This window comes from Frankia sp. EI5c (assembly GCF_001636565.1).
Lineage (GTDB): Bacteria > Actinomycetota > Actinomycetes > Frankiales > Frankiaceae > Parafrankia.
In genome coordinates this window covers 81,269-96,937 of record NZ_LRTK01000005.1, presented here as the reverse complement: position 1 = coordinate 96,937, position 15,669 = coordinate 81,269, and the positions used below count along the sequence as shown (strand labels likewise).

The 15,669-nt window shown below is 72.8% G+C and carries 13 protein-coding genes and 3 pseudogenes; 8 read left to right on the top strand and 8 right to left on the bottom strand.

Annotation, left to right across the window (positions count from 1 at the left end; genetic code table 11):
- The first annotated feature begins 54 nt into the window (after positions 1–54).
- A complete protein-coding gene (locus UG55_RS02070) occupies positions 55–993 on the top strand; it encodes a DsbA family protein (RefSeq protein ID WP_313954571.1) in 939 nt (312 codons plus the stop codon).
- Here the strand turns inward: UG55_RS02070 and nhaA are convergent.
- Both nhaA and UG55_RS02060 read right to left on the bottom strand, forming a co-directional pair.
- Positions 937–2,334, bottom strand: coding sequence for a Na+/H+ antiporter NhaA (gene nhaA / locus UG55_RS02065; protein WP_066061971.1), 1,398 nt, complete (start codon positions 2,332–2,334; stop codon positions 937–939). The two genes, UG55_RS02070 and nhaA, sit on opposite strands and share 57 nt — an antisense overlap.
- A 67-nt stretch (positions 2,335–2,401) precedes the next feature.
- Positions 2,402–3,172: a class I SAM-dependent methyltransferase gene (locus UG55_RS02060; RefSeq protein WP_066061968.1), complete on the bottom strand. Its 771-nt coding sequence runs from the start codon at positions 3,170–3,172 to the stop codon at positions 2,402–2,404.
- Positions 3,173–3,513: 341 nt separating this feature from the next.
- Here UG55_RS02060 and UG55_RS02055 point away from each other — a divergent pair, with 341 nt between their 5' ends.
- Positions 3,514–4,557, top strand: a complete 1,044-nt coding sequence (locus UG55_RS02055) for a sigma-70 family RNA polymerase sigma factor (RefSeq protein WP_066061966.1) — start codon at positions 3,514–3,516, stop codon at positions 4,555–4,557.
- On the opposite strand, the gene UG55_RS02050 is transcribed toward UG55_RS02055, so the two are convergent.
- On the bottom strand, positions 4,540–4,839 hold the full coding sequence (locus tag UG55_RS02050) for an STAS domain-containing protein (RefSeq protein ID WP_066061963.1): 300 nt from the start codon (positions 4,837–4,839) through the stop codon (positions 4,540–4,542). The genes UG55_RS02055 and UG55_RS02050 overlap by 18 nt on opposite strands.
- Positions 4,840–5,030: 191 nt before the next feature.
- On the bottom strand, positions 5,031–5,966 hold the full coding sequence (locus UG55_RS02045) for a sulfotransferase (protein ID WP_066061960.1): 936 nt from the start codon (positions 5,964–5,966) through the stop codon (positions 5,031–5,033).
- Between the two features lie 198 nt (positions 5,967–6,164).
- Between UG55_RS02045 and UG55_RS46580 the strand changes: the two are divergent.
- The 5 genes and pseudogenes from UG55_RS46580 to UG55_RS31275 all read left to right on the top strand — a co-directional run.
- Positions 6,165–6,503, top strand: a pseudogene (locus UG55_RS46580) (hypothetical protein); the annotation flags it as partial.
- A 65-nt stretch (positions 6,504–6,568) separates the two neighbouring features.
- Positions 6,569–7,172: pseudogene (locus UG55_RS46575) on the top strand (hypothetical protein); the annotation flags it as partial.
- Positions 7,173–7,244: 72 nt separating this feature from the next.
- Positions 7,245–9,179 (top strand): amino acid transporter, encoded by a 1,935-nt coding sequence (locus UG55_RS31285; protein WP_066061957.1) that lies wholly within the window; start codon positions 7,245–7,247, stop codon positions 9,177–9,179.
- Between the two features lie 42 nt (positions 9,180–9,221).
- Positions 9,222–9,559: pseudogene (locus tag UG55_RS31280) on the top strand (VIT1/CCC1 transporter family protein); the annotation flags it as partial.
- Between the two features lies 1 nt (position 9,560).
- Positions 9,561–9,938 (top strand): VIT1/CCC1 transporter family protein (locus UG55_RS31275; protein ID WP_242423609.1); only part of this gene is annotated, 378 nt, incomplete at its 5' end.
- 93 nt (positions 9,939–10,031) lie between these two features.
- On the opposite strand, the gene UG55_RS02025 is transcribed toward UG55_RS31275, so the two are convergent.
- From UG55_RS02025 to UG55_RS02010, 4 genes are all read right to left on the bottom strand, one after another.
- Entirely contained in the window at positions 10,032–11,528 is a 1,497-nt protein-coding gene (locus tag UG55_RS02025) for a class I adenylate-forming enzyme family protein (protein WP_066061951.1), read from the bottom strand.
- 14 nt (positions 11,529–11,542) lie between these two features.
- Entirely contained in the window at positions 11,543–11,857 is a 315-nt protein-coding gene (locus tag UG55_RS02020) for a hypothetical protein (RefSeq protein WP_083986310.1), read from the bottom strand.
- Positions 11,858–12,234: 377 nt separating this feature from the next.
- A complete protein-coding gene (locus UG55_RS02015; RefSeq protein ID WP_083986309.1) occupies positions 12,235–13,767 on the bottom strand; it encodes a TetR/AcrR family transcriptional regulator in 1,533 nt (510 codons plus the stop codon).
- A 113-nt stretch (positions 13,768–13,880) separates the two neighbouring features.
- A complete protein-coding gene (locus UG55_RS02010; protein ID WP_066061949.1) occupies positions 13,881–14,804 on the bottom strand; it encodes an SAM-dependent methyltransferase in 924 nt (307 codons plus the stop codon).
- A gap of 315 nt (positions 14,805–15,119) precedes the next feature.
- Here UG55_RS02010 and UG55_RS02005 point away from each other — a divergent pair, with 315 nt between their 5' ends.
- Entirely contained in the window at positions 15,120–15,644 is a 525-nt protein-coding gene (locus UG55_RS02005; RefSeq protein ID WP_066061947.1) for a pyridoxamine 5'-phosphate oxidase family protein, read from the top strand.
- The last annotated feature ends 25 nt before the right edge of the window (positions 15,645–15,669 follow it).

Sequence of the window (15,669 nt, the reverse complement as noted above, 5' to 3'; positions counted from 1 at the left end):
CAGCCTAGTGCAGGGTGGTTGCCGCGCCGGCGAGCGCGGCGGCCGCTGGCTACAATGGGTGCTATGGGCGATGCCGCCGCGAAGGAAGGCCTGACGGGCGATTTCGGGGAGAACGGCACCGGAATGAACGGCGCCGACCCGGAAGACGCCGGGGTGAATGATTCCGGCAAGGGAGTTGCCAGGTCGGCCGAGCTGGTCGACGGGGGCGGCGCCCCGGCGGAGTGCATGGCTCCGTCCGCCGCCCGAGGCGCGGCCGGCGCGGGCCGCACGGGAACGGTGAAGGGAAGTGGCCCGGCCCGGCGCCTGATTCCCGTGCGCGCGGGGGTGACGGCCGAAACGGTGGCCGGTGACGGCGCCCGGCGCCCCGAGAGGCGCGGCCGGGATCGATCGAACCGCGCGGCGAACAGGCGCCCTCCCGTCGACCCCTGGAGAAATTCCCGGGGTACTCCGGATGCGCCCGTGGTAATTGTCGAGTACGCCGACTTCGAATGCCCATACTGTGCCCGGGCGGCCGGAATCCTCCGCGAGCTGGTCGATTCTTCCGACGGTCAGGTCCGGCACGTTTTCCGCCATTTCCCGGTGTTCGACCTGCATCCCCATGCGCTGACTGCCGCGCTGGCCGCCGAGGCGGCCGGGGCGCACGGCCGGTTCTGGGAGATGCACGACCTGCTGTTCGCGAACCAGGACCGGCTGGCCGACAGATACCTCATGGGCTTCGCGCGGGCCGTGGGAGTGGAGGCCGATCTCGTCGTGGGTGATCCGGCCCAGCCCTATGGCGATGCGGTCGAGGCCGACTATGCCGACGCCGCCCAGCGGCGGGTCCGCGGCACACCGGCGATCTTCGTGGACGGGGAGCGGTACCGCGGGCGGCTGGAGCTCGGTCCGCTGCGGGCCGCGGTCGGGCGGGCCGCCGCGGGCCGGTCAGCCGCGGGCCGCTCAGCGGACGACCGCGCCGGGCGGTGGCTCCGGCGCGCGCCACGGCCGGGGCGGTAGCGCGGGGACGGACTCGTCCGTGCCGGGCGAGCACAGCGACCAGCGCTCCCCGACATAGCGCAGGACGAGCGTGCCGAGCAGGGCGGAGACGAAGGAACCGGCGAGAATCCCGATCTTGGCCTGTTCGGCGAGCGCCGGGTCGGTGAACGCCAGCTCGGTGACGAACAGGGAGATCGTGAAGCCGATGCCGGCGAGGACGGCCGCGCCGGCCAGGTGCCCGTAACGGACCCCGCCCGGCAGCACCCCGAGCCCGGTGCGGATCGCCAGCGCCGAAGTCGCGGTGATGCCGATCCCGTTACCTGCCAGCAGCGCCAGAGCCACCCCGAGGGTCACCGGCGAGGACACGGCGGTGGACAGGGTGTGACCGTCGAGGCGCACCCCCGCGTTGGCCAGGCCGAAGATCGGAACGATCACATAGGCGCTGATCGGGTGCAGGCTGTACTGGAGGCGCTCGCTCGTGGCGACGGTGGCCTTCGCCGCCGACACGGCGAGCGCGGCCCGCGCGGCCGTGGAGTCCTCCCGCAGCGCGCGGACGTAGATCGGCACGTTTTCGATCTGCTCGCGCCGCGGCGCCGCGGCCGGCAGCATGAGGCCGACGAACACCCCCGCGAGGGTCCCGTGCACTCCCGAGGAGTAGATCGTCACCCAGAGCGCGACCGCGGCGACCACGTACGGGGGCAGGCGCCAGACCCCCATCCAGCGCATGGTCGCGATCACGCCCAGCAGGACCGCGGCGGCACCGAGCCAGCCTGCCTCGACCCGCTCGGTGTAGAAGACGGCGACCACGGCGATCGCCCCGATGTCGTCCACGATGGCCAGCGTGAGCAGGAACAGCCGCAGCCGGTCCGGGCAGCGCGGCCCGAACAGCGCGAGGATCCCGAGCACGAACGCGGTGTCGGTCGACATGGGGATTCCCCAGCCGCGGGCGGCGGGGCCGGACGGGTTGAACAACAGGTAGATCAGGGCCGGCAGGCACAGCCCGCCGATCGCGGCGAGGGCGGGGACGGCGACCGTCCGCCGGTCCCTGAGCTCTCCGGTGGTGAACTCCCGGTTGATCTCCAGGCCCACGACGGCGAAGAAGATCGCCATGGCGCCGTCGTTGACCCAGTGGTGCAGCGACATCGACAGCGCCGCGTCCCCCACGCCGATCCCGGCCGTGGTCTCCCACAGATCGTGATAGCTGCCCGCGGCGGGACTGTTCGCCCAGACCAGCGCGACCGCCGCGGCGATGACGAGCAGTACGGCGCCGCCCGCCTCCGTGGCGAGGAACTCCCGCACGGACGGCGCGACCTGGGGAAACCGGACACGCAGCTCGGGACCGGGCCTGGGCGGAGCGAACATGCCGGTCACGTGCGCTGATCCTAGTGCCGCGGACGGGTGGGTGGGGCGTCGCGCCGTGGCCGGGCGGTCAGGCCCGCCGCAGCTTCCAGATGCACTCCGACGGCCACCGGCGGGCCCAGGCCTCCTCGGCGCTGTCGCGGTGCGAGGGCTCCAGGCCGTTGCCGGGCCGCGGCTCGACGAGGTCCTCGACGATCAGTCCGCAGTCGCGGAACAGCCGGATCCACGCCCCGTACGGGAGGTTCGCGCTGACCAGGCCGTCGGTGTCGGAGATGAGGCGCAGGCCGAAGTAGTCGCCGACGAGCCGGTCGCCGGCGGCCTCGGCACCGTCCGGAATGCTGATCTCGTAGATCGGGCTCACGTGCCCGAACGCGAGCACCCCGCCGGGGCGCAGGATCCGCGCGGCCTCCGGGACGGCCCGGTACGGGTCGGCGAAGGAGAAGGCGCCGTGGTCGGCGAACACGATGTCGAAGGTGGCGTCGGCGAACGGCACGTCCTCGGCGCTCGCCTGGACGAGCGGGAACTCCAGCCCGGTCTCACGCTGTAGTTCCCGGCTGTGGTGCAGCTGCCGCTCGGACAGGTCCAGCCCCACCGGCCGGGCGCCGCGGCGGGCCAGGGCGGTCGACCACTGGCTGCCGCCGCACCCCATCTCCAGCACGTCGAGGCCGACGACATGGCCGAGAATGTTCAGCTGCGACTCGGGGACGCCCCAGACGCCCCAGGTGATGTCGCCGGTGAATGCCTGCCCCCGGATCTGCGGGGCGTTGAACCGCTGGTAGTCGTCGGAGATCTCGTTCCACCGGGTGCGGTTGTTCCGCACGTGGGCGTCGTTGCCGATCATCCTTTCGTCCGCTCCTCGTTGAACGTCGTCGCCGCCACGCTGACGTGACGCGGGCTGGTGGGAACGGATGCCTGCGCTGGACGTCGATGCCGGGTACCGGCTGTCCCGCCCTCGGCGTGGGCGGCCGCCGGATGAACGGCGGACGCGCGGCATCCGCCGGGTTCCGTGACTGTATGAGACTCCGACAAATAGTCCGAACGGGGGGTGCGCTCGGTCCGACCTGGTCAAGCGCTTCCGAGGGGCGCCCCACGGGGCGGTCGCGTTTTCTGTCGTACCCGGCAGCCACACTGGGCCGGAATCGCGAACCCGGCGGCCCGGGCGCCCGATCGAGAGGATGTCTGATGAGTGAGGTTCTTCCGGACACGCGGGCCGGTGCGCCCGCCGGGAACGGTGAGCTCGCCGAACAGGGCGTACCGGGGGAGACCACGACCCTGCTGGAGCCGTTCCGGCCGGAGCTGACCGGTTACTGCTACCGGATGCTCGGCTCCCCCTTCGACGCGCAGGACGCCGTGCAGGAGACGATGATCCGGGCGTGGCGCGGGCTCGACCGCTTCGAGGGGCGCGCGGCGCTGCGGTCGTGGCTCTACCGCATCGCGACCAACGTGTGCCTCACCATGCTGAGCTCCGGCCAGCGCCGGGCCCGCCCGATGGACCTCACCGGCCCGTCCACCGCGGCCACGCCGCTGCGGGCACCGCTGCCGGAGGCGAGCTGGATCGTCCCCGCCCCCGACGGGCGGGTGCTCACCGGCGGCGCCGACACCGCCGACCCGGCGGATCTCGCCGACCGCCGGGAGAGCGTCCGGCTCGCGTTCGTCGTCGCGCTCCAGCACCTGCCGGCCCGGCAGCGCGCGGTGCTCATCCTGCGTGAGGTGTTCGCCTGGTCGGCGAGCGAGACCGCGCAGCTGCTGGACACCACGGTCGCCTCCGTCAACAGCGCCCTGCAGCGGGCGCGGGCCACGATCGCCTCGATCGACGTCGGGGCGGCCGAGCCGCTGCGGCCGGCCGACGCGGGGCAGCGGGCGCTGCTCGCCCGCTACGTGGAGGCATTCGAGCGGTACGACATCGAGGCCCTGGTCGCGCTGATGCACGAGGACGTGACGCTGTCGATGCCGCCGCTGGACCTGTGGCTGCGTGGGCAGGACGACGTCCGGGCCTGGCTGACGGGTACCGGGCGCGGCTGCCGCGGCTCACGTCTGCTGCCGACGACCGCGAACGGCCATCCCGCCTTCGGCCAGTACCGCCCGAGCGAGACCGGTGCCGGGCACGATCCCTGGGGGCTGATCGTGCTGGAGATCGAGGGCGGCCGCGTCCAGGGCGTGAACACGTTCCTCGACGTCGAGCGGCTGTTCCCACTGTTCGGCCTGCCGTCACGGCTGCCGGGGTAACGCCGGGTCCGGTGGCGGGCGGTCGACCAGCCCGGCGAGGCCCGCGAGTGCCAGCAGGTCACGCAGCCGCGCGGGCGCGTCCACCCGCGGCGCGCGGTCGTAGCGCCTGGCCAGGAGGGCGAGCCGGGCGACGGCCTCGACGGCGACCAGGTCGACCCGGGTGACCGCGGTGGCGTCGATGAGCACAGCGGTTCCGGGCCGGCCGCCGAGGAGCTTCTCCCAGCGGCCGCACAGGCCGGAGATGTCGTCGCGGCGCAGCGTCGCCGGCAGCCGGAGAACCACACCGCCCTCGTCGGCGGAGTCTGGCNTGGTTGGCTCCCGTCCGTCAGTGCGAACGCGTGGCCGTTCGCCCACGGATGCAGACCACCGGCACCAGGCGAACTCATCGGGCCGGGTGGCCAACCCATCGGGCCGGGTGGCCTCCCACGGCCGGTCCGCACGGCTGGCCCCGGCGGCTGCCCGCCCGCCGGTGCTCAGTCGATGACGTCGGTGTCCTGGCCCACGGTGAGCCAGTCGGCGTAGCTGTGGCCGGTGACCTGTTCGAGCCGGGCGATGTCCTCGACGAAGTACGGCAGGACGGCGGCCCGCTGCGCCGGGGTGATCGTCGGCCGCCCGCCCCGCTCGCGTTGCAGGCCACGCAGCAGCGGGCCGCGGACGGCGACCCGCACCCGGGGTGGGAAACGGTGGCCGATGCGCCCGCCGGTGCGCAGCACGGCCCGCAGCGCGCTGTTGACGGCCGTGTCGGCGACGTACGGTGTCACGTTCTCGGACGGGACCGCGTCCAGCAGCCCGGGCTGCACGCCCAGGAACTCGCACACCCGGTCCAGGGTCGGCACGGGTGCGTCCCGCAGGTCGCGGTAGCGCAGCAGGAGGATCTGGTCACGGTCGAACAGGGTGAACAGGTGCTCCAGCTGCCGGCCGTACAGGCCCTGCCCCACGTAGTGCCAGAAGTGGGCCCAGCCGGCCGCGCGGCGGCGTTCCTCCAGCGCGCAGGCCTGGACGAAGTCGCGTTCCGGTTCGAGCCCGGCCGCCCACAGGTGCGTCCAGTTGGAGTGCGCGCGGTCGACCGGATTGCGCAGCAGGACGAGGAGCCGCGCCTTCGGGAGCAGTCGGCGGATGCGGTTCTGCGCGTCCAGGTCGTACAGGTAGAAGGGGGTCGCCTCGCCGCGCAGGGCGCCGGCGGGGGCGGCGTCGAACAGCGCCTCGTAGTCCGCCCGGCGCCACACGTGCTCCTGGTAGGTCTGCGCGTCACCCGGCCCGCCCTGCGCGGGCGGCGGGCCATCCGAGAGGAAGAACTTCGGTTCCTTGACCCGGGAGAGGAAGAGCTCGGGATGCCGGCTCAGCGCGGCGTGCATCGCCGTCGTGCCGGCCTTGGGCACACCGATCACAAGGAAGTCGGGCAGGGACATCGACTGGACGCTCCAGTGGCCGGACGCGGTTGCGCTTGACGGTTTCCTATGGTCGGAGCAGCATAAAACACTTTTTCGATCGGAAGTGGTGAAAAACCCTTATCCCGTGGCGGTGTCACCGGTCGCTTCCGCGACCCGCCACAACGGCGCTCGACGCGGATTGACGTCCTTGTCCATCAGCTAAGTAGGATTCGGCGCGTGGTGACGTACGAGGCCGAGCGGACAGCGCCGGACATGCCCCTTCCCGTACCGGACCGGGCGGTGACCGTGGTGCCGCCGCCGGAGGACGGCCCGGGCTACTGGGCCGGGGCGCCGAGTGCCGTCTACGCCGACGGCGCCTTCTACCTGGCGTATCGCCTGCGGCGCCCGGTCGGGCACGGCCGCGGGTACGCCATCGTGATCGCTCGCTCGATCGACGGCGAGCGGTTCACCCCGATCCAGCGGATCGACCGGGACGCCTTCCCGGCGGAGTCGCTGGAACGGCCGGCGCTGGTGGCGACCCCGTGGGGGACCTGGCGGCTCTACGTGAGCTGCGCCNCGCCGGGCAGCCCGCACTGGTGGGTCGACGTCCTGGAGGCGGACACCCCGGACACCTTCGACCNGGCCACCCGGCGGACCGTCCTGCCCGGTGACGAGCACACGGCCGTCAAGGATCCCGTCGTCGTCTGGCATGACGGGCAGTGGCATCTGTGGGCCTCCTGCCACCTGCTGGACGATCCCGCCGCCACCGACCGCATGGACAGTCGTTACGCGACCAGCGCCGACGGGCTCTCCTGGACCTGGCGCAGCACCGCGCTCGCACCCCGCCACGGAGCCTGGGACGAGCGTGGCGTCCGCATCGCGTCCGTCGTGATCCGCACGGATGCCGCTGCGGGTACGGATGCCGCTGCGGGTACGGGTGCCGCTGCGGGTACGGGTGCCGCCGGCGCGGATGCCGTCGCCGGTGGCGGACCGAAGGCGGTGGCGTACTACGACGGCCGGGCGAGCGCCGCGGAGAACTGGTCCGAGCGCACCGGGCTGGCGGTGGGCACGTTCACGCGGTTCGAGCCGGTGGGCGACCGGCCGGCAGCGGTGTCACCGCACGGCGGGGCGCTACGGTACGTGAGTATCGTGGCACTGCCCGCGGGCGGGTACCGGCTCTACTACGAGCGGGCTCGTTCCGACGGCTCCCACGAGCTGTGCACCGAGGTGTTCCCAGCGCGCTGATCAGGGCGCCCGCGACGGACCGGAGACCCCCGAGATGGTCCGACCGCCTGCCGGAACCGGCCGNGGCGGTTGATGGCTGGCCCGCGCGCGGGGGTTCGCGAGTGGCTGCTCGCCGGCTCCGAGCAGGCCCGCAGGCACTCCGCGCCGCATGCTCAGCCCGAGCCGGGGCACCAGCGGCATCACTGGCTGCGGATCATGTGCCTGACCGGGGTGGACTACTTCTCCACTCTCGGCTACCAGCCCGGTATCGCGCTGCTCGCGGCCGGCGCGGTCAGCCCGATCGCCACCGCCGTCCTGGTCGGGGTGACCCTTTTCGGTGCCCTGCCGGTCTACCGACGGGTGGCGGGGGAGAGCCCGCACGGCGAGGGTTCCATCGCGATGCTGGAGAAGCACCTTTCCTGGTGGAAGGGAAAGGTGCTGGTCCTGGTGCTGCTCGGATTCGCCTGCACCGACTTCCTGATCACGATCACGCTGTCGGCCGCCGACGCGACCGCGCACCTGATCGAGAACCCGTACGCGCCGGACGCCCTCGCCGGCCACCAGGTGGCGATCACCCTGGTGCTGCTCGCGTTGCTCGGCGCGGTCTTCCTGTGTGGCTTCACGGGGGCGGTCGGTATCGCGGTGGGGCTGGTCACCGTGTACCTGACGCTGAGTGTGATCGTGATCGCGGCGTCGTTGTACACGGTCGCGACCCACCCGTCCGTGCTCGGGGACTGGCACTCACTGCTCGTCCTGGAGCACCCGAACCCGGTGCTCCTCGCCGGGGTCGCCCTGATCGTCTTCCCGAAGCTCGCGCTCGGGCTGTCGGGTTTCGAGACGGGGGTCGCGGTGATGCCGCTGATCCGCGGCGACCCGGCGGACACCGAGACCAGTCCCGCCGGGCGGGTCCGCGGCGCGCGTCGGCTGCTCACCACCGCCGCGTTCATCATGGCGGTGCTGCTGCTGTCGAGCAGCCTGGCGACCACGGTCCTCATCCCGCGGCAGCTGGCCGAACCGGGCGGCCCGGCCAACGGGCGGGCGCTGGCCTACCTCGCCCACCAGGAGCTGGGGAACGCCTTCGGCACCGCCTACGACCTCAGCACGATCGCGATCCTCTGGTTCGCCGGTGCCTCGGCGATGGCGGGCCTGCTCAATCTGGTGCCCCGCTACCTGCCCCGGTACGGCATGGCACCGCACTGGGCCCGCGCGCTGCGCCCGCTCGTGCTGGTGTTCAGCCTGGTCGGATTCGCGGTCACCCTGGTGTTCGACGCGAGTGTCGACAAGCAGGGCGGCGCCTACGCCACCGGCGTGCTCGTCCTGATCACATCGGCCTCGGTGGCCGTCACCGTCGCCGTGGCCCGCACCGGCGGCCGGCCGGCCACAGCCGCCTTCGGCGCGATCAGCGCCGTCTTCGTCTACACCACCGTGGCGAACATCATCGAGCGGCCGGACGGGCTGGTCATCGGGTCGATCTTCATCGTCACGATCCTGCTGGTGTCCTTCGTGTCCAGGGCCGTGCGATCGTTCGAGCTGCGGGTCACCGGGGTTCGGCTCGATCCGGTGGCGAGCCGGTGGGTCACCGAGGCGTCCCGCAGCGGTGCGCTGCACCTGATCGCCCACGAGTTCGGCACCGGGGCGGCCGCCGAGTACGCGGACAAGGCCAGGCAGGCCCGTGAGCTGCTACGCGTCCCGCGGGCCCAGCATCTGCTGTTCCTGGAGGTGGAGGTCCCGGACTCCTCGGAGTTCGAAAGCGAGCTCGTCGTCCGTGGCCAGCAGCGGTGCGGCTACCGGATCCTGCGGCTCACCAGCACCTCCGTCCCGAACGCGATCGCCGCCCTGCTGCTGTACCTGCGGGACACGACCGGGGCCAGACCGCACGTGTACTTCGAGTGGGCCGAGGGCAACCCCCTGCAGAACCTGGCCCGGTTCGTCTTCTTCGGGGTGGGGGAGGTCGCCTCGACGACCCGCGAGATCCTGCGGGAGGCCGAGCGGGATCCGCGGCGGCGTCCCTTCGTGCATGTGGGCTGAAGACATCCGCTGCCGGTCGGTCCCGGGCCGTAACCTCACCTTGTGGAACCTGACCGAAACGTGCCGACCAGCCACGGGGAGCGGGGCCACTCGACCGGCGCGGGCTGGCTGCGTCCAGCGGTCTTCGGCGCGATGGACGGGCTGGTCAGCAACATCGCCCTGATCAGCGGCTTCGCCGGCGGGGCCGCGGACCGGTCGGCGGTCATCCTCGCGGGTCTCGCCGGGCTGGCCTCCGGCGCGTTCTCGATGGCGACCGGGGAGTACACCTCGGTCCGGTCGCAGAACGAGGCGATGCGGGCGCAGATCGAGGTGGAACGCCGCGAGCTGGAGATGTTCCCGGTGGCCGAGCAGGCCGAGCTGGCGGCCTTCTTCCGCGGCCANGGGGTCGACGCGCCGACCGCGCAGGCGGTGGCCCGGCAGCTGGGCAGCAGCCCGGAGAACGCGCTGCGGGCACACGCCCGCGCCGAGCTCGGGCTGGATCCCGACGACCTGCCCTCGGCGACGAGGGCGGCGGCGGCGTCCTTCGGGGCGTTCGCGCTCGGCGCGCTGATCCCGGTGGCGCCCTACCTGCTCGGGTTCACGTCGTTCCCGATCGCCGCCGTGCTGGCGGGGCTCGCGCTGTTCCTGCTCGGCGTCGCGGTCAGCCGCTTCACCGGCCGCTCCGCGGTCTACAGCGGGGCGCGCCAGCTGCTGCTCGGCCTGGTGGCCGCGTCGGCCACCTACGGCATCGGGGTGATCGTCAACACGTCGGTGGGATGAGCCGCCCGCTTCGCGGGGGCTGCCGGCCGGCGGCTACGGGCCGGCGGGCGGGTGCCGGCCGGCAGGTGATCGCCGGCCGGCACCCGTGCGCCGTCAGTTGAACGCCTGCTCCAGCTCGGTGCGCAGCACCCGGCGCAGCAGCTTTCCGTTCTCGTTGAACGGCAGCTCGGCCCGGAACTGGATGCGCTCCGGGGTGCGGCTGGAACGCAGCTGGGCCCGCACATGGCTGCGCAGCTCGTCCTCGGTCACGTCACCCGAGGTGACGACGGCCGCGACGACCTGCTCGCCCCAGTCCCGGTGCGGGATGCCGACGACGGCGGCCTCCTCGACAGCCGGGTGGGTGATCAGGACGGCTTCGATCTCGCCCGGCGACATGTTCTCCCCGCCGCGCACGATGACGTCGTCCAGCCGGCCGTGCACGTACAGGTAGCCGCCGGAGTCCAGGTGGCCCTCGTCCCGGGTCGGGAACCAGCCGTCGTTCTCGATCCGGCCGATCCCGAGGTACTCGCCGGAGACCTGCCCGCCGCGAACCCAGATCTCGCCGTGCTCACCGGTGGGCACCTCGACGCCCGCGGGGTCCCGGATGGAGACCTCCAGGCTGGGCAGCGGCCGGCCGACCGAGCCCAGCCGGGCCCGGACCTCGGGGTCGTCGCTGCTGATCGCGGCCTGGTGGTCGTCCGGGCCGAGCACCGCGATCGTGCTGGACGTCTCGGTGAGCCCGTAGGCGTTCACGAAGCCCACGTGCGGGAGCATCGTGACCGCGCGCTCGATCACCGGCAGCGGCATCGGCCCGCCGCCGTAGGAGATGGAGCGCAGCGAGGGCAGCCCCAGCCCGTCGGCCTCGACGACGTCGAGGATCCGGCCGAGCATGGTGGGCACCACCATCGCGTGCGTGACCGACTCCGCCCGGACCAGGTCGACCCAGGCCCGCGGCTCGAAGCTTTCGAGCTGGACCGTCCGGCGGCCCGAGTAGGTCGACGAGCAGGCGGCCGACACACCGGCGATGTGGTACGGCGGCACGCTGACGATCGAGGCCTCGTCCTCGGCGGAGCCCGCGAACTCGACCGTGGTGATCACGTACTCGGTCAGGTTGCGATGCCGCAGGACGGCCGCCTTGGGCTCGCCGGTGGTGCCGCTGGTGAACAGCAGGACGGCGATGTCGTCGGGGTCGCCGCCCCAGCCGTCGGCCTCCTTGCCCGCCTGGTCCGCGGCGGTGGCGAGCAGCTCGTCCCGGGTGACCAGGTGGATGCCGTCGATCTCACCGAGACGCTCGGCGACGCCGGCCCCGACCACGACCGTGGCGGGCGCGGTCCGCGCGACGATCGCGCGCAGCTGCTCGTCCGCCAGTCGGTAGTTGATCGGCACGAACGGCTTGCCCGCGATGGCCGACCCGAACAGGGCCAGCGGCACGGCGGGGGAGTTCAGGTCGATCAGGCCGACCCGGTCGCCGGGCAGGGCCTGCAGGGCGGCGCCGACGCGGCGTGCCCGATGCGCGAACTCGGCGAAGGAGAGTCCGCCCTCGCGGGGTCCGAGCGCGACGCGGTCGGCCAGGCCGTCCGCGGCCATCTCCAGCAGCATCCCGAGGTGCATGTGCTTCTCGCCCGTCAGTCAGAGGAGGGGAGCGGCTTGGCGTCCTTCAGCGGGAGCGGGACCTCGCCGATCGACAGCGAGCCGGCGCCGGCCTTGGTGGCCAGCAGCTCCAGCCCGGACTCGGGGTCGGCGAACCGCTTGCCCAGCGGGGTGCCGCCGCTGAAGGCCGGGTCGAGGGCGAGCCCGGTGGGCGCCTCCGCCCCGACCTCGACCACGGGATGCCCGCCGCACCGCAGATCAATGGCGGCGGACGCCGGCTTGACTATGATCACCTCGGTGTCGCACACCGTGGACTTGTAACGCGTACCCGGCTTGACCAGGGTGCTCACCCGTGTGACCTCCTCGTTCGGGCATCCCGCGGGATGTGCGCGGGAGGGCCGTTCTCGTCCCAGACTTCCAGAGTCGCCGCTGAGATGCTCCGCTGCCAGTGCGTTACCGGGCGCGGTCGCACGCTCCCACCAGTCCGCGGGGGCATGACCGGTGCGGCGGGAGGCGCCGGGCGGGGCTGGCGACCGAACCCGGGACCAGTGCTGCCGGGCATCACAGTTCACCAGGTTATTCGTGTTGCGTGCACCGTGCCGCAAATTGCGCACCGCGACCGAGGCGGTCGCCTGGCGTGACGGTCTGCCCTGGTGGGATCAAGGGACGGGAGCGTCGGTGAGCCCTGGTGGGGCCAGGACGGGGGCGTCGGTGAGCCCTGGTGGGGTCAGGAGGGGAGCGCCGGCGGGCCGCCGTGGGTCCCTGAACCCGCTCCGTGGCCCGAGCCGGCCGGCGGCCGACCAAGGGGCCCGGCCGGTGGGCACAGCCGGGTGCGCGCGAGGGCCGTGGCCACGAGGTCGGTGATCTGCTCGGCCGGGCGGCCGGGCGCGGCGTCCGCCAGCGCCTCGGGAAGCCGTTCCAGCAGGCTGAAGAACGCGATGCTCGCGACCCGCGGGTCGACCGGGTGCGGCCACCGGGCGGAGCCGACGAGATCGGGGTACCCGCTGTGTAGCCGGTCGGCCAGGAGCTCCCGGGCCGCGTCGAGGCGGGGATGGCGCGGCTGCTGGTCGAGCCAGACCCGGGTGACTCCGGTGTGCCGGAGTTGGAAGGCGGTGACGTCGCCGAGCCAGCGGCGCAGGTCGCCCGGATCACCGGTGGCGGTCGTGTTGATTCGGCGGAGACGATCGTCGAGTTCGAGGATCGTGCGCAGTGCGCGGTCGCTCAGCGCCACCAGCAGATCGAGTTTTTCGTCGAAATACTTGTAGAAAGTTCCACGGGCGTAACCGGCCGTCGAAACGATGTCATCCACCGAACATTGGTGGTAACCCTTTTCGGTAAAGCACTGGACACCGGCGTCGAGCAGCCGGCCGACGGTGGCGGCGGCCCGGCTGCTGAGCCGCGTGAACCGCTCGTCGGGCGGCATCGGGGGAACCGGTGCGGGAAGCGACGCGGGAACCACGGTGGGAACCGGCGGGCGAACCGGCGCCGACGGGATCGCCGGCCCGGACCACAGCCGCTCACCCGTGCTCGGCGGCCGGGGTGTCGGAATCTCGCGGCCGAGCTGGGCGAAAACCGCGGCCGGCGTCTGCGGGAAGAGCAGGAGCTGGATCAGGACGGCCAGACTGTCGGTGAGCTGTTCGGCGCCGAGCGCGGTCGCCGCCGTGGCCGCCCGGGTGCCGAGTGGGCCGGGGCCGCGCCCCGCGGAGCCGACGTGCCTGGTGTAGTTGCTGGCGTTCACCAGTGTGGTCAGCACGACCGCCGCGTCGACGGGGTCGATGCCGGCCACCGAGCAGGCCACGAGCCGGCGCGCGATCCGCTCGTGGTAGTCGGCCAGGAATCGGCGGGCCATCTCCGGGATGGACGTGCCGGGCGAACTGATGTTCGTCCACTGGACGAACATCGTCGCGTACCGGTCGTAGACCCAGGCCCACTCGCCGAGCCACCAGTGCAGATTGTCGAAGCCGAGCTCGGTGGGCTCCAGCGGGCCGATCCGGCGGACCACCCGCAGCAGCGCGGTGCCGCATTCCTGCAGCAGTTCGACGAAGATCTGTTCCTTGCTCTCGAAATACTGATAGAGCGTGGCGCGGGAGACGCCGGCGGCCCGGGCGATGTCGTCCACGGAGGTGCCGTGGAAGCCCTCGGTCTCGAATAGGCCCAGGGCGGTGTCCACGACCCGCGCGCGGGTGCGGGAACCCCGGGCCCCCACCACTGGACTGGTGGGCCCGTAGCTTGCTCGCCGGAGGATCTCGTTCTCGGACATCCATGTCAGAGTATGCGAAGGGGCGGCGCCGCATTCCGTTCCGCGCGTCGAAGGGCCCGCGTTCGCCGAAAGGTGGAATTCCGCCGGGCGCGGGCCGGGCCGGGCGCGCGGCGCTACCGCCGCCTGGCCCCGTGCCCGGCGAGGTCTGCCACGGCGGCCGCGGGGACGCCGGTACGGGTGACGCCCGCCTCCTTCTGGTGCGCGACCCTGCGGACCGTGACGAAGGAGGCCTCGATGGGCATCGGCCCGGCCACGGTCCGTCCCAGCCCGGCCGCGACCCGGCGGAAGTCGCTCTCGCGGCCGAGCCAGCCGTGATCTCCGAGCCAGGCCGCCGTCTCCCCTTCCAGGCCGCCCTTCCAGAGCCCGGCGAACTCGCCCATCGGTGGCCCCAGCGTGGACCGGTCGAGCAGTGCCCGCGACAGGCCCCTCGCGTCCTCCAGCGCGAACCGGCTGGCCGGCGCCGACAGGTCGGTGATCCCGGCCAGCAGCCGCTCGGCCTCGGTCGCGCTGAGATAGGCGAGGATGCCCTCGGCCAGCCAGGCGGCGGGCCGGGTGGGATCGAAGCCGGCCGCCAGCAGCCGGTCGGCCCAGTCCTCGGTCAGGTCCGCGATCACCGGGCGGCGCTCGCATCGCGGCCGGGCGGCGGTCGTGGCGAGCACTCGCTCCTTGAAGGTCAGCATGTCGTCGCGGTCGACCTCGAACAGGATGGTGTCGTCGGGCCAGGGGAGGCGGAAGGCCCGGCTGTCGAGCCCGGCCGCCAGCAGCACCAGCTGTCGGCATCCGGCGGCGGCGGCCGCGGTCAGCTCGTCGTCGAAGAACCGGGTGCGCACGAGCATGTAGGTGGTGACCGTTTCGGCCAGCGGACCGAGCTCGTCGAGCAGCGCGGGGGAGACGAACGGCACCGCGCCGGGTGCGGCGTCCACGAAGGTCTGCGCGAGCCAGTCATCGAACAGACGGTCCGGCTGGCGGCTTGCCTCGGCGCGCATCCAGGCGGTGGCGAGCGCCGTTCGTCCCACGCCCTGGGGAACCTCGTCCATGAGCCGAAGGTAGTCGCATGCCTTCGGAACGTGTTGCCGCCTGGTGTCTTAGGCCTGGGATGTGCTCTTTGTCGTGGTTCAACCCGCAACGGCGGCTGTGGTGCCGCCCGGGACGGTCGGTGGTCCTCGGTCCCGGCCCCGGGCGTCCGGATGTCGGACGGCCGGCGGGCACACCGAACCGTCCGAACGCGGCGACCGACACTGCCCGCGCCGGGTTCGCCGGGCCTACGGTGGCCACGCAACCGATCCACACCGCCGCCCGGCGCTCCGTCCAGCGCCCAGCGCCCGGCGGCGACCACGACCACGGAGGCCGTCATGACCCGGACCAACGCTCCTGCTCCGGCACCCGTCGGTGCTCCGGCCGCCACCGGCGCGGCTGCCGGCCCGGTCGGCATCCCCGGGCAGGACATCCCGCGTGACCACGCGGGTTTCGGTGTCCTGACCTTCGACATCTGCCTGCGGCTGGTCGGTGGGGAGAGCCTCGGCCGGGTCGCGTTCGCCGCCGACGGCGAGGTCCTCATCCTGCCGGTCAACTACATCGTGGACGGCAACACCATCGCGTTCCGCTCCCGGGTGGGGTCGAAGCTGTCGGCCGCCACCAACCACAGCGTGGTCGCGTTCGAGGTGGACGGCTACGACCCCACCGCCCGGGTCGGCTGGAGCGTGCTGATGAACGGGTACGCCGAGGCCGTCCGCGACGACGCCGAGGTGGCGCGGCTGGAGGCCCGCGGCCTCGCGCCGTGGGCGGCGAACCTGGAGCGGCCGACCTGGGTCCGCATCCACTGGGACTCGCTGTCCGGGCGCACCACCACCCCCGGCTCCTCGGCCGGGCGCTGCTGACCGCCGCTCGCCGTTGGCCGCGGTC